Annotated in this window: 14 protein-coding genes; 6 read left to right on the top strand and 8 right to left on the bottom strand. The window is 71.7% G+C overall.

What is annotated here, in order from left to right:
• Positions 1 to 109: 109 nt before the first annotated feature.
• Together E1266_RS16230 and E1266_RS16225 are read right to left on the bottom strand one after the other, a co-directional pair.
• A complete protein-coding gene (locus E1266_RS16230) occupies positions 110 to 817 on the bottom strand; it encodes a YafY family protein (RefSeq protein WP_132047726.1) in 708 nt (235 codons plus the stop codon).
• Positions 818 to 866: 49 nt separating this feature from the next.
• Positions 867 to 1,817 carry an alpha/beta hydrolase gene (locus E1266_RS16225; RefSeq protein WP_132047725.1) on the bottom strand — a complete coding sequence of 317 codons (951 nt, stop codon included), beginning with the start codon at positions 1,815 to 1,817 and terminating at the stop codon, positions 867 to 869.
• A 175-nt stretch (positions 1,818 to 1,992) separates the two neighbouring features.
• On the opposite strand from E1266_RS16225, the gene E1266_RS16220 reads away from it, so the two are divergent.
• Positions 1,993 to 2,784 (top strand): 3-hydroxybutyrate dehydrogenase, encoded by a 792-nt coding sequence (locus E1266_RS16220; protein WP_132047723.1) that lies wholly within the window; start codon positions 1,993 to 1,995, stop codon positions 2,782 to 2,784.
• Between the two features lie 11 nt (positions 2,785 to 2,795).
• A complete protein-coding gene (locus E1266_RS16215) occupies positions 2,796 to 4,679 on the top strand; it encodes a GAF domain-containing protein (RefSeq protein WP_243718467.1) in 1,884 nt (627 codons plus the stop codon).
• A gap of 69 nt (positions 4,680 to 4,748) precedes the next feature.
• On the opposite strand, the gene E1266_RS16210 is transcribed toward E1266_RS16215, so the two are convergent.
• From E1266_RS16210 to E1266_RS16190, 5 genes are read right to left on the bottom strand one after another with little or no spacing between them, the layout of a single operon-like run.
• Positions 4,749 to 5,738, bottom strand: a complete 990-nt coding sequence (locus E1266_RS16210; protein ID WP_207945686.1) for a branched-chain amino acid ABC transporter permease — start codon at positions 5,736 to 5,738, stop codon at positions 4,749 to 4,751.
• Positions 5,739 to 5,781: 43 nt separating this feature from the next.
• Complete coding sequence (locus E1266_RS16205; RefSeq protein ID WP_132047719.1) at positions 5,782 to 6,645, bottom strand: branched-chain amino acid ABC transporter permease; 864 nt, start codon at positions 6,643 to 6,645, stop codon at positions 5,782 to 5,784.
• A gap of 12 nt (positions 6,646 to 6,657) precedes the next feature.
• Positions 6,658 to 7,896, bottom strand: a complete 1,239-nt coding sequence (locus tag E1266_RS16200; protein ID WP_132047716.1) for an ABC transporter substrate-binding protein — start codon at positions 7,894 to 7,896, stop codon at positions 6,658 to 6,660.
• Positions 7,897 to 7,906: 10 nt separating this feature from the next.
• Positions 7,907 to 8,599, bottom strand: coding sequence for an ABC transporter ATP-binding protein (locus E1266_RS16195; protein WP_132047714.1), 693 nt, complete (start codon positions 8,597 to 8,599; stop codon positions 7,907 to 7,909).
• Positions 8,586 to 9,389 (bottom strand): ABC transporter ATP-binding protein, encoded by an 804-nt coding sequence (locus tag E1266_RS16190; RefSeq protein WP_132047712.1) that lies wholly within the window; start codon positions 9,387 to 9,389, stop codon positions 8,586 to 8,588. Before E1266_RS16190 ends, E1266_RS16195 begins: the two co-directional genes overlap by 14 nt.
• 126 nt (positions 9,390 to 9,515) lie before the next feature.
• Between E1266_RS16190 and E1266_RS38020 the strand changes: the two genes are divergently transcribed.
• From E1266_RS38020 to E1266_RS16175, 4 genes are all read left to right on the top strand, one after another.
• Complete coding sequence (locus tag E1266_RS38020) at positions 9,516 to 9,653, top strand: hypothetical protein (RefSeq protein WP_165966108.1); 138 nt, start codon at positions 9,516 to 9,518, stop codon at positions 9,651 to 9,653.
• The gene (locus E1266_RS16185; protein WP_132047710.1) at positions 9,650 to 10,960 is read left to right on the top strand and encodes a tannase/feruloyl esterase family alpha/beta hydrolase; all 1,311 of its coding nucleotides are present in this window, start codon (positions 9,650 to 9,652) and stop codon (positions 10,958 to 10,960) included. Before E1266_RS38020 ends, E1266_RS16185 begins: the two co-directional genes overlap by 4 nt.
• 75 nt (positions 10,961 to 11,035) lie before the next feature.
• Positions 11,036 to 11,476, top strand: coding sequence for a helix-turn-helix transcriptional regulator (locus E1266_RS16180; protein ID WP_132047708.1), 441 nt, complete (start codon positions 11,036 to 11,038; stop codon positions 11,474 to 11,476).
• A 10-nt stretch (positions 11,477 to 11,486) separates the two neighbouring features.
• A complete protein-coding gene (locus tag E1266_RS16175) occupies positions 11,487 to 11,897 on the top strand; it encodes a VOC family protein (protein WP_132047706.1) in 411 nt (136 codons plus the stop codon).
• 13 nt (positions 11,898 to 11,910) lie between these two features.
• On the opposite strand, the gene E1266_RS16170 is transcribed toward E1266_RS16175, so the two are convergent.
• Positions 11,911 to 12,939, bottom strand: a complete 1,029-nt coding sequence (locus E1266_RS16170; protein WP_207945685.1) for a PHP domain-containing protein — start codon at positions 12,937 to 12,939, stop codon at positions 11,911 to 11,913.
• Positions 12,940 to 13,014: the final 75 nt, after the last annotated feature.

Here is a 13,014-nt window from a genome sequence, read left to right as displayed (position 1 = left end):
CCGGCCCCCCAGCCCATCCCCAAGGTGCCGAACTACACCGGCTGACCGTGATCGCGGGCCCGCACGACTCCTCCCGTCGTGCGGGCCGCCGCGTCTCCCGTGGGTGTGCTCAGACGAATTCCAGGGGGCGGACGACGTAGTCGGGTGGGATGTCGCCGTGCATGGACTCCGAGGACCGGTCGGGCGCGGTCTCCTCCAAGAGGGCGGCGCGGCGGACGCGGTCGGTGCGGAACACGCGGCGGCAGCCGCGCAGGCGACACCAGGCCGTCAGGTACCAGCCCTGGCCGGACGCGGTGAACGTGACGGGCTCCACGTCCCGTTCGGTCTCGGTGCCCGACCCGTCGACGTAGGTGAGGCGGACCACCCGCCTGGCCAGCACGGCCTCCTCAAGCACGGCAGGCACGGACGCCTGGTCGTCGTTCCCGGCGGGGCCGAGGATGCGGATGCGGGCGGCCAGTTCGCGGGCCGAGGCGCCGTCGTCCGCCGACATCGCGGCGACGATCTTGTGGAGGGCGGTGCGGGCGGAGCGGGAGTACGGGGAGCCGCCCGCGCGGGACAGGGTGATCGCGACGGCGACGGCCTCGGCGGGGGTGAAGTTCAGCGGCGGCAGCGTGCGGCTCTTGTCGAGGGTGTAGCCGCCGCCCCGGCCGACGTCCGCGAAGATCGGCACGCCGGCCTGCTGGAGCGCGCTGATGTCGCGCTCGATCGTGCGGACGCTCACCTCGTACCGCGCGGCCAGCTCCCGCGCGGCGAGGCGGCGGGGCGCGCAGGCGCGCAGCTCCTCCACCAGGGCGTACAGGCGGTCGGTGCGGTTCACGCGCCGACCGTACGCCCCGGCTCCGACATTCCGCGGCCGGGCCGCGCGGTCAGAGGGCGCGGAGGAAGGCGAGCATGGCTTCGTTGACCTCGGCGGGGCGCTCCTGCTGCAGCCAGTGGCCGCAGCCCTCCAGCCAGACGGTCTCCTGGAGGTTCGGCACGAAGTCGGTCATGGAGTCGATCACCTGACTGGCGCCGACCGACACGATGTCGCGGTCGCCCGCGATGAACAGCGCGGGCGGGCCGATCGGGGCGCGGTGCCAGGCGGTGGTCAGCTCCCAGTTGCGGTCGAGGTTGCGGTACCAGTTCACCGGGCCGGTGAACCCGCTGTCGCCGTACTCCTCGACGTAGGTCGCGATGTCGTCGGCGGTGAGCCAGGCGGGCAGCTTCTCCGGGTCGGGGAGGACGTCCAGGAACCCGCCGCCCTCGGCGGAGACGAGCGCGGGGGCGGGGCCGTCGCCGGACATCGCGTACAGCATCCGGCGGAACGTGGCGGCCCGGTCCCGGTCGAGCTCGGCCTCGGGCGCGTCCGGCTCCTGGAAGCGGACCATGTAGTAGCCGTCGCCGAAGAGGCGGCGCATGGACTCGACGGGCGGCCTGCTGCTGCGCGGGCGGTGCGGGACCGACATCCCGATCACCCCGCGCACCTTGTCCGGGCGCATCTGCGCGGCGGCCCAGGCGACGGGGGCGCCCCAGTCGTGGCCGGCCACGACGGCGCGGTCCGCGCCGAGGGGGCGCAGGAGCCCGACGGCGTCCCCGACCAGGTGCAGGAGCGAGTACTCGCGGGCCTCCGCCGGGCCGCCCGTCCGGGCGTAGCCGCGCTGGTCGGGGGCGACCGCGTGGAACCCCGCCTCGGCGAGCGCGACGAGCTGGTGCCGCCAGGAGTACCAGCACTCCGGGAAGCCGTGCAGGAGCAGCACGAGCGGCCCCTCGCCGGCCTCGGCCACGTGCATGCGCAGGCCGCTGTCCGAGCGGACGAAGCGGTGCGTGATCTCGGTCATCGAAATCCTCCACGGCGCGGAGCGATCTTGGCGAGCCAACCGTAGCCGGATCGAATCGGGTTCGGGACGCTGGACGGGGAAAACGGAATCGATGCGGGCCGCCCATACCGTCCAGCGTCGGATTGTGTGCCCGGGCCACATGGGAGGGCGGGGCCGCGCTTCGTAGGTTCTGCGCATGACGAGCGTGGAACCGCGGCAGGCCGCCGCGGGCACTTCGGGGACGCTGGATCTGTCGGGCCGGCGGGCCCTCGTCACCGGCGGCGCCGGCGGCATCGGCCGCGCGTGCGCGCGCCGGCTGGCGGCCGCGGGCGCCCGGGTGGTGGTCGCCGACATAGACGCCGCGGCGGCGGAGCGGACGGCCGACGAGATCGGCGGTATCCCGCTGCCCGCCGACCTCGCCGACACCGAGGCGCTCGACGGGCTCGCCGCCGGCGTCGACATCCTGGTCAACAACGCGGGCATCCAGCATGTGGCCCCGCTCCATGACTTCCCGCCCGAGACGTTCGCGCGGATCATCCGGCTGATGGTGGAGGCGCCGTTCCGGCTCGTCCGGGACGCGCTGCCCGGCATGTACGAGCGGGGCTGGGGGCGCATCGTCAACATCTCGTCCGTGCACGGGCTGCGCGCGTCGCCGTTCAAGTCCGCCTATGTGACCGCCAAACACGGCCTGGAGGGCCTGTCCAAGGTGATCGCACTGGAGGCGGCCCCGCACGGCGTGACGTCCAACTGCGTCAACCCCGCCTATGTCCGGACCCCGCTGGTGGAGCGGCAGATCGCGGACCAGGCGCGCGCGCACGGCATGGCCCCGGACGAGGTCGTCGAACGCGTGATGCTCGAACACGCGGCGATAAAACGGCTGATCGAGCCGGACGAAGTAGCGGAACTGGTCGCGTATCTGTGCTCGCCGCCCGCGTCGATGGTGACGGGGGCGTCCCTCACGCTCGACGGCGGTTGGACGGCGCATTGAGAATGGCCCGTATGTCCTGCGGCGTCTTCCTTGAACTACTGGCCCGGGAGGCCTCCCCCGTCGAGTTCGAGGGGCCCCTCGTCCAGGCGCGGGCCGAGGGCGCGTCCCCGGCGTACCTGGAGGAACTGGAGGCCGCCAAGCTGACGGCGCTGCGGGTCCGGGCGGTGATGCGGCGCCACGCCCGCCGGGAGGCGGAGCTGGAGGCGCTGTTCGACACCGCGGGCGACCTCGCGGGGCTGCGCGACCTCGATGCCGTCCTGGAGGCGATCACGCGCCGCGCCCGGCGGCTGCTGAACGCCGACATCGCCTACCTCACGCTGAACGACGACGAGCTCGGCGAGACCTACATGCGGGTCACGGACGGCTCCGTGTCGGCGGCGTTCCGGCGGCTGCGGCTGCCGATGGGCACGGGCCTCGTCGGCCTGGTCGCGCAGACCGCCATGCCCTACACCAGCTCGCACTACCTCGGGGACGAGCAGTTCCAGCACCGCGGTTTCATCGACGACGCGGTCGCCGAGGAGGGCCTCGTCGCGATCCTGGGCGTCCCGATGCGGCTGGGCAGCCGGGTGATCGGCGTGCTGACCGCGGCGAACCGCAGCGAGCGCCCGTTCGATCCCGAGGAGGTGGCGCTGCTCGGGTCGCTCGCCGCGCACGCGGCGGTGGCGATCGACAACGCCCGGCTCCTGCAAGAGACCCGCACCGCCCTGGAAGAGCTGAGCACGGCCAACGAGGTGGTCAAGGCGCGGAGCGCGGCCGTAGAGAGGGCGGCGCGCGCGCACGACCGGATGACGGCCGTGGTCGTCCGCGGTGGTGGTGTGGAAGACGTCGCCGCGATCGTGACCGAGCTGCTGGGCGGGACGCTGCACGTCCTGGACGCCGACAGCCGCCAGCTCGCGACGACGGGCACCGTGTCGGCTCCCCTTGACGACGATGAGCTCGTCGGGGTCTCTGCCTCGGCGCACTCTGCGCGCGCGCAGGGCCGGACTGTACGGCGCGGCGATCTGTGGATCGCCTCCGTGTCCGCGGGCGAGGAGATGCTCGGGACGCTGGTGCTGCGGACGGCGGAGGAGGTGTCCGACGCCGACCAGCGGATCCTGGAGCGGGCCGCGCTCGTCACCGCGCTGCTGCTGCTGTTCCAGCGGAGCGTCACCGAGGCGGAGGGGCGGGTGCGCGGCGAACTGCTCGACGACCTGCTCTCCGGCCGCCAGGTCGGGGCGGAGTCGCTGACGGCCCGCGCCCGCCGGGTGAACGTCGACCTGAGCGCCCCGCACGTGGTGCTGTGCGCGAGGTACGGGGCGCAGGAGTTCCGGCAGCGGGCCGCGTTCTGGGCGTCGTCCTATGCGGCGGTGGAGCGCGGCCTGGCCGCCTCACGCGCCGAGGAGATCGTCCTGCTGGTGCCGGGCGACCGCCCGGGCGAGGCGGCCCGCCGGATCGCCAAGGAGCTGGGCGCCTCCCTCGGCGGGCCCGCCACGATCGGCGCGGCGGGCCCGGTGCGCGGTCCGGCCGAGGTCGCGGCCGCCCACCGGGAGGCGCAGCGCTGCGCCAACGCCCTGCAGTCCCTCGGCCGGCTCGGCGACGGCGCGGACGCCACCGAACTCGGCTTCGTCGGCCTGCTCCTCGGCGACGACCGGGACGTCAGCGGCTTCCTCACCGGGGCCATCGGCCCCGTCCTGGACTACGACGAGCGGCGCGGCACCGCGCTCGTCCAGACGCTGGAGGCGTACTTCGGGACCGGCGGGAGCCTGTCCCGGACGGCCGCACTCCTGCACATCCACGTCAACACCGTCAGCCAGCGCCTGGAGCGCATCGGCCGCCTGCTGGGCGAGGACTGGCACACCCCGGAACGCGCGCTGGAACTCCAACTGGCCCTCCGCCTCCATCGCCTCTCCCGCTGACCGTTCTCATTCGTTGATGCGATGAAGGAGCGGGGCCTCCGCTCCTTCATCGCATCAACGAAGGGGGCGCTAGACGGTGGCGCCGATCTTGGGTTGGTCGGGTTCGGGGGCGGGGCGGCCGCGGGCCTGGCGGGCCGCGATCAGGTCGCGGGCCGTCCCCCACACGCCCCGGCGGAACAGCAGGACGACGAGGATGAAGATGGTGCCGGTGATGATGCCGGTCTCCTCGAAGCCGGCCGTGGCCAGGTAGTCGTGCAGCTGGACGACCAGCGCCGCGCCGATGGCGCCGCCCCACAGCGTGCCGATGCCGCCGAGGACGACCATCATCACGGCCTGCCCGGACGTCGTCCAGTAGACGCCCTGCAGGGACGCGAAGCCGTGCCCGATGGTGAACACACCGCCGGCCAGGCCGGACAGGGCGGCGGACAGGACGAAGGCGAGCAGCTTGTACCGGTCGATGCTGTATCCGAGTGCGCGCGCCCTGGCGGGGTTGTCGCGGATGGACATCAGCACTCGCCCGAACGGGGAACGGACGATCCGCCACGCGACCCACAGCCCGGCCAGGATGAACGGGAGCCCCGCGTAGTAGAAGAAGAACGGGTCGGACAAGTCCAGCCCGAACAGCTCCTTGGGAATCCCCTGCAAGCCGTTCTCGCCGCCGGTCACGTCCCGCCACTGGTTGGCGATGAAGTAGACCATCTGGGCAAAGGCCAGCGTGACCATTGCGAAGTAGATGCCGCGCAGCCGGACGGACAGGAAGCCGATCGGCAAGGCGAGGACGGCCGCGAACAGCGCCCCGCCCAGCACGGCCACGGGGAACGGCAGGCCGGAGTGCAGCGCGATCAATCCCGTCACGTAGCCGGAGCCGCCCCAGAAGGCGGCGTGCCCGAACGACAACAGCCCGGTGAAGCCGAGCAGCAGGTCAACGGCGGCCGCGAACAGCGCCCAGCACAGGATGTCCATCGCGACCGGCGGGTACACGAACCACGGCAGGACCAGTGCCACCAGCAGTCCGACGGCCAGCAGGAACGGCCGTCCGGCGAGTTTGGAGAGGATCACTGCGCCTCCTCGACGATCATGGCGGGCGGCACGGCGGAGCGGGTCACAGCGTCGCCTCCTCGCGTCCGAACAGGCCCGCGGGGCGCCACAGCAGCACGGCGGCCATCAGGATGAACACCAGCGTCTGCGACAGCGACGGGACGTAGTAGTAGCCGAGCGCCGACACGAGCCCGACCGTGAACCCGGCGGCGACCGACCCGAACACCGAGCCGAGGCCGCCGATCACCACCACGGCGAACACCGTGATGATCAGGTCCGAGCCCATCAGCGGGTTGACCGCCCGCATCGGCGCGGCGAGCACGCCGGCGAGCCCGGCGAGCGCGACCCCGAACCCGAAGACGGGCGTCACCCAGCGGGCGACGTCGATGCCCAGCGCCCGGGTCAGCTCGGGCCGCTCGGTCGCCGCCCGGACGATCATCCCGACCCGGGTCCGGGTGAGGACCACCCACACCGCGCCGCACACCAGCACGGACACGCCGAGCACGAACACCTGGTAGGCGGGATACGTGAACAGGCCCAGGTCGATCGAGCCGCGCAGCGCGGACGGCCGCGGGTACGGCTGGGACTGCACGCCGTACTGCCGCTTGACCAGGTCCTGCAGGATCAGCGCGAGCCCGAAGGTGAACAGGAAGTTGTAGAGCGGGTCGAGCGGCGCCAGGCGCTGGATGAACAGCCGCTCCAGCACCACTCCGACCACGCCCAGCACGATCGGGACCAGCGGCAGCGCGAGCCAGAAGCTCACACCGAACGAGTCGAGCAGCACGTAGGAGCCGAACGCGCCGAGCATGTAGAACGCCCCGTGCGCGAAGTTCACCACGTGCAGCATGCCGAAGATGATCGACAGGCCGAGGGCGAGCAGGGCGTAGAACGCCCCGCTCACCAGGCCGTTGAACGCCTGCTGAAGCACGTCGCGGCCGCCTCAGAGCTTGCAGGCGGGGTCGGGCTGCTGGAACGCCTCGGCCGCCGGGATCGTGCTGACGATCTTCTCGTAGTCCCACGGCTCCTTGACCTCGCTGGACGGCTTCACCTCCGCGAGGTAGGCGTCGTGGGTGAGGAGGTGGTCCTCGGCGCGGATGGTGCCGGTGGCCGTGAAGATGTCGTCGACCTTGTGGCCTTCGAGCTGCGCGACCACGTCGTCGGCCTTGTCGGTGCCGCCGCGCTGCACGGCCTCCAGGTACTGGAGGGCCGCCGAGTAGTCCGCCGCGTGGACGGCTGTCGGGCGCGTGCCGGTCTTGGCGTGGAACTTGTCGGCCCACGCGCGGTTGTTCTCGTCGGCGTTCCAGTACCAGAAGTCGGTGAACCGCGTCCCGGCCATGGCGTCCGGGCCGAGCGAGTGGATGTCGGTCAGGAACATCAGGCCGACGGCGAGGTTAACGCCCTTGTCACGCAGCTTGTACTCGTTGTACTGCTTCACCAGGTTGACGAGGTCACCGCCGGCCTGGAGGGCGCCGAGCACCTGCGGCTTGGGATCGAGATCGGGCGCCTTCAGCAGGAACGTGGAGAAGTTGTCGTTGGGGAAGGGCGTCGGGTCGCTCTTGACGACCTTCCCGCCCGCGGACTCGATCGACGCCTGGAACGTCTTCTCCATGTCCTGCCCGAACGCGTAGTCCGGGTAGACGAGGTACCAGTTCTTGGCGCCGTCCTTGGTCAGCGCGGTGCCGGTGCCGTGCGCCAGCATGTAGCTGTTGTATCCGTAGTGGAACGTGTACTTGTTGCACTGCTTGCCGGTCAGCTCCGTCGTGGCGGCGCCGACGTCGATGAAGATCTTCTTCTTGGTCTTGGCGACGTTGGCGACGGCGAGCGCGGCCGAGGAGGTCGGCACGTCCAGGATCAGGTCGGCCTGCTGCCGGTCGTAGAGCTCCTGCGCCTTGGAGTTGGCGACCTCGGGCTTGTTCTGGTGGTCGGCGCCGATGACCTCGATGTTCCCGGTCACGGCCTTGTCGCCGTACTTGGCCTTGAAGTCGGCGACGGCCATCTTCACCGCCTCGACGGCGTTCTTGCCCGACAGGTCGGCGTACACGCCCGACTGGTCGGTCAGCACCGCCAGCACCACCTTGTCGTCGCTGATCGCACCGCCGCCCCCGCCGGGTCCGCCCGCGCAGCCGGCCAGCAGTGCTCCGGCGGCCGCGACCGCGGCCGAACGTCCGAGAAGTCTCATCAGGGCTCTCCTAGATTCCGAGGTACTGCAGAAGTTCGTTCTCGCGGGCGAGGACCTCGTCGTTGTCCATGGACTCGACGATCCGGCCCTCGGCGAGCAGGTGGTGGCGGTCGGCGACGGTGGCGGCGAAGTGGACGTTCTGCTCGATCAGCAGGACGGTGACCCCGGCGGCCTTGACCTCGCGGAGGATGTCGCCGATCTGCGCGACGATCAGGGGCGACAGCCCTTCGGTGGGCTCGTCGCACAGCAGCAGCCGGGCGCCCGTCCGCAGCACCCGCGCCAGCGCGAGCATCTGCTGCTCGCCGCCCGACAGCTTCGTCCCGGGGAACCGGCGCCGCTCGCGCAGTCTCGGGAACGTCTCGTACACCCGGTCGAGCGACCACGGGTCCGGCCCCATGGCGGGCGGGAGCGTGAGGTTCTCCTCCACCGAGAGCGTGGCGAAGATGCCGCGGTCGTCCGGGACGTAGCCGAGCCCGCGACGGCTGCGCTTGTGCGGGCTCAGGGAGCTGATGTCGTCGCCTAGGAAGCGCACCGTCCCGGACACGCCCTGGTGGAGGCCCATCAGGCTGCGCAGGAGCGTGGTCTTGCCGGCGCCGTTGCGTCCGACGAGCGTGACGATCTCGCCCTGGCCCACGTCGAGCGACACCTCGCGCAGAGCCTGCGCCTCGCCGTACCAGGCGGAAAGGCCGTCAACGCTCAGCATGGGCGTCTCCGAGGTAGGCGGTGACCACACGGGGGTCGTGACGGATCTCGGCGTAGGGGCCCTCGACGAGGACCTGGCCGTGCTGCAGGACCGTGACGCGATCGGCGAGGTTGGAGACGACGCTCATGTTGTGCTCCACCAGCACGACCGTGCGGCCCTCCCGAACCCGCTTGATCAGCTCGACGGTGCGGTCGACGTCCTCCACGCCCATGCCGGCGGTCGGCTCGTCGAGCAGCAGCACCTTCGGGTCGAGCGCGAGGGCGAGGGCCAGTTCGAGGGCGCGCTTGCGGCCGTAGGCCAGCGACCCCGCGGGAATGTCCCCGTGCCCGGCCAGCCCGACCTGGTCGAGCAGTTCGGCCGCGCGCTCCGCGTAGCGGCCGAGCGCGGCGTCCGAGCGCCAGAACCGCCAGCCGAGCCCGCTGCGGCCCGCCAGGGCCAGCTCCACGTGCTGCTTCGGGGTGAGCTCGGCGAACAGGCTCGTGATCTGGAACGACCTGGCCAGGCCGAGCCGCGCGATCCGCTCCGGCCGGCGTCCGGCCAACTCGTGCTCGCCGAGGCGGACGCTGCCCGCCGTCGGCTTCAGGAACCCGGTCAGCAGGTTGAACAGGGTGGTCTTGCCCGCCCCGTTCGGGCCCACCAGCGCGTGGACGGAGCCCTCGGCGATGTCGAGGTCCACGCCGTCCACCGCGCGGAAACCGCGGAACTCCCTGACCAGGCCGCGCGCCGTCAGGACCGGGCCCTCCGGGACGGGCCCCTTCGGGCCGGTTCCCTCCGGGTCGGGGTCGCCCATACGCCCTCCTCACGCTCGTCTAAGGTGGCCGGACCATATCCGGGCCGCCGTGACCGGGAACGCTAGGTGGCGCCCGAACACCGGACCATGTGAGTCCGACCCACATTCCGGGCCCCGGATACGGCTGTGACCCACACCACTCCCTGGACAGAGCGCCGGCACATGGCGGGCCTCGCCGATATGTGGCCGTCCCACGTGGTCCGGGTCACCACCTCGCTGGACCATGGCCGGCACCTGACGTCCCGTCCCGAGGAGCCGGAATGATCGTCCGAAGCGTCCTGACCGCAGGCGCCCTCGCCGCCGCCCTGGCCTCCCCCGCCCATGCGCAGGGGCCCGCACCTGATCGCGGCTGCGCCCCGGGACTCCGGGTCCCCGGCGCGGAGATGCAGGTCACGGCGTGCCTGGACGACCTCACCACGGCCGGGGCGATCGCCTCGGGCCACACCGTCCCGGCCGACTGGGCGGGCCTGCACGCGGGCGGCACCCGCAACCCGAGCGGGGTTCCCGGCGTCCAGGTGGACGGCTATTTCCCGGACACCTCCACGTTCAACACCAACAACGGCTGGAATCACGACGCCCAGTTCGTCATCCGCCTGCCCGAGAAATGGAACGGCGGTCTCGTCGTCGCCGGGTCGCCCGGCAACCGGCGCCAGTACGCCAACGACTTCACCATCTCCGACTGGGTCCTCGCCCAGGGCTACGCCTACGCCGCGACCGACAAGGGGAACAGCGGCGTCGAGTTCTACAAGGACGGCCGCCGCCCCGGCGACGCCGTCGTCGAATGGAACCGCCGGCTGACCGAGCTGACCCGGGCCGCCAAGAAGACCGTGGCCCGCCATTACGGCCGCAATCCGGGCAAGACGTTCGCGGCCGGCATCTCGAACGGCGGCTACCTCGTCCGATGGCAGCTGGAGAACCGTCCCCACCTGTACGACGGGGGCATCGACGCGGAGGGCACCCTCTGGCGCGAGAAGGGCCCGAACCTCTTCACCTACCTGCCGTCCATCCTCCGCGCCTACCCGGCGTACGAGGCAGGCGACCAGTCCGCCCATAAGGCGCTTCTGCACGCCGGACTGGCCCCCGGATCGGAATTCCTCTGGCCATTCCATGACCAGGTCTACTGGGGCCTCACCCAGCGCATCTACCGCGAGGAATTCGACCCGGCCTACACGGGAGACGAAGCCGCCTACAACTACGCCGAACGCCCGCGGGATGTCCACCGAGCCGTGGCACGCGTCGCCCTCACCGGCAAAATCCGGAAACCGCTGATGACCCTCCACGGCACCTACGACACCCTGCTCCCCATCGGCACCGACTCAGACGTCTACGCCGAACTCGTCCGCGCCAAGGGCAAGGCCCCGTACCGCTACTACCGCCTGGAAGCCGCCAACCACGTCGACGGCCTCCACGACACCTACCCGGACCGCCTGCGCCCCCTCCTCCCCTGCATGCGAACCGCCTTCACGGCCCTGGAGAACTGGACGCAGGACGGCCGGACTCCCCCGCCCAGCACTACTCTCCCCCGGCCCGCCACGGGCGACCTCGTGAACGCCTGCTCCCTCACGTCCTGACCGCTGGGCAGCCCTGATTCAACCGCGTCCGCGCAGGTGAGCGGCATGTCACCGGTGGGTGGTAGCGTCGGTTTCATGACGCCGGAAGAGCTCGCCGATCTCGCTCACCTGCGCCGCGCCCGGGACCTCATCGACCGCGAGTACGCGCAGCCGCTCGACGTGCCGACGATGGCCCGCCGCGCGCTGATGTCCCCCGCGCACTTCTCCCGGCGGTTCCGCGCGGCCTATGGCGAGACGCCGTACAGCTACCTGATGACCCGCCGGATCGAGCGCGCGATGGCGCTGCTGCGCGCGGGCACGAGCGTGACCGACGCGTGCATGGCGGTCGGCTGTACCTCGCTCGGCTCGTTCAGCTCCCGCTTCACCGAGATCGTCGGAGAGACGCCGAGCGCGTACCGCGCCCGCGAGCACACCGCCATGGCCGCGGTGCCCCCGTGCGTGGCCAAGGTCAACACCCGCCCGGCACGGAAGCGCCCGAGCGGGAATGGAGAAGCGGGCCGCACGGCCGCCGCCTAACGTTGGCCGCATGACGACAGCAATCCGGTACTGCCACATCACAGTCAACGACCTGGACGAATCGCTCGCCTTCTACCGCGACGGGCTCGGCATGGAAGTGCTGAACGACGTCCCCTACGGCGAGTTCCGCTGGGTCACGCTCGGCGACTCGAAGCAGCCGGGCGCCGCCATCGTCCTCTCCGAACCGCACGCCGGCCGCTCGCAGGCGGACGGCGACGCACTGCAGGAACTGCTGACCAAGGGCGTCCTGCCCATGGCGATCTTCAGCACCGACGACCTCGACACGACGTTCGAGCGCGTGCGCGGCGTCCAGGGCGCCGAGGTCCTGCAGGAGCCCATCGAGCAGCCCTGGGGCCCGCGCGACTGCGCGTTCCGCGACCCCTCGGGCAACATGGTCCGGATCGAGCAGGCCAAGGGTTGAGCACCGCGGGCCGTCACAGCTCGGCGCGCGTCCACGCGACCAGGTCGTCGGCGGGAAGGGTGTTGACGACCTGGGCCGCGGGGACCGCGCACCGGGCGGCCCGCTCGCAGCCGTGGTGCTGCCAGTCCAACTGGCCGGGCGCGTGGGCGTCGGAGTCGATCGAGAAGCGGCAGCCCGCCTCGACGGCCAGCCGGAGCAGGCGCTTGGGCGGGTCGAGGCGCTCCGGCCGTGAGTTGATCTCCACGGCGACGTCGTAGGCGGCGCAGGCGTCGAAGACGAGCGCGGCGTCGAACTCCGACTCGGGACGCAGCCCGCCCCGCTTCCCGCCGGCTTTCACGATGCGTCCCGTGCAGTGGCCGAGGACGTTCACGCGCGGGTTCGCGATCGCCTTGACCATCCGCTCGGTCATCGAGACGCGGTCCATGCGGAACTTCGAGTGGACGCTGGCGACGACCACGTCCAGCCGGTCGAGGAGATCCGGGTCCTGGTCGAGGGTGCCGTCCTCCAGGATGTCGACCTCGATGCCCGTGAGGATGCGGAACGGCGCCAGGTTCTCGTTGAGTTCGGCGACCACGTCGAGCTGGCGGCGGAGCCGGTCCGCGGACAGGCCGTTGGCGACCTTGAGCCGCGGTGAGTGGTCGGTGAGCGCCAGATACTCGTGACCGAGGGAGCGCGCCGTCTCCGCCATCTCCAGGATGGGCGAGCCGCCGTCCGACCAGTCGCTGTGGGTATGCAGATCGCCCTTCAGCGCGGAGCGGAGCGCGGCGGTGGCCTCGTCCAGCGGCTCCCCCTCGGTGGCCTCCAGGCGGCGCAGGTAGACGGGCGTCTCACCGCGCAGCGCCTCCTCGATCACCAGGGCGGTGACCTTGCCGATCCCGGGGAGGGCGGTCAGCGTGCCCTCGCGGGCGCGGGCCTCCAGTTCCTCCTGGGGCGTCTCCTCGGCGACCCCGGCGGCGGTGCGGAACGCCCGCACGCGGTAGGTCGGCTCGTGGGCGCGCTCCAGCAGGAACGCGATACGGCGCAGCGCTTCGACGGGCTCCACGCAACGCACCGTACCCGGGTATGACGGACGTGTCCCACCACGGTGTCATCCGGGACGGTCGCGGAGTCTCTAGCC

The sequence above is a fragment of the Actinomadura sp. 7K534 genome, assembly GCF_004348575.1.
Classification (GTDB): Bacteria; Actinomycetota; Actinomycetes; order Streptosporangiales; family Streptosporangiaceae; genus Spirillospora; species Spirillospora livida.
The sequence above is the reverse complement of the archived record's forward strand: the minus strand, read 5'-3'. Positions and strand labels throughout refer to the sequence as shown.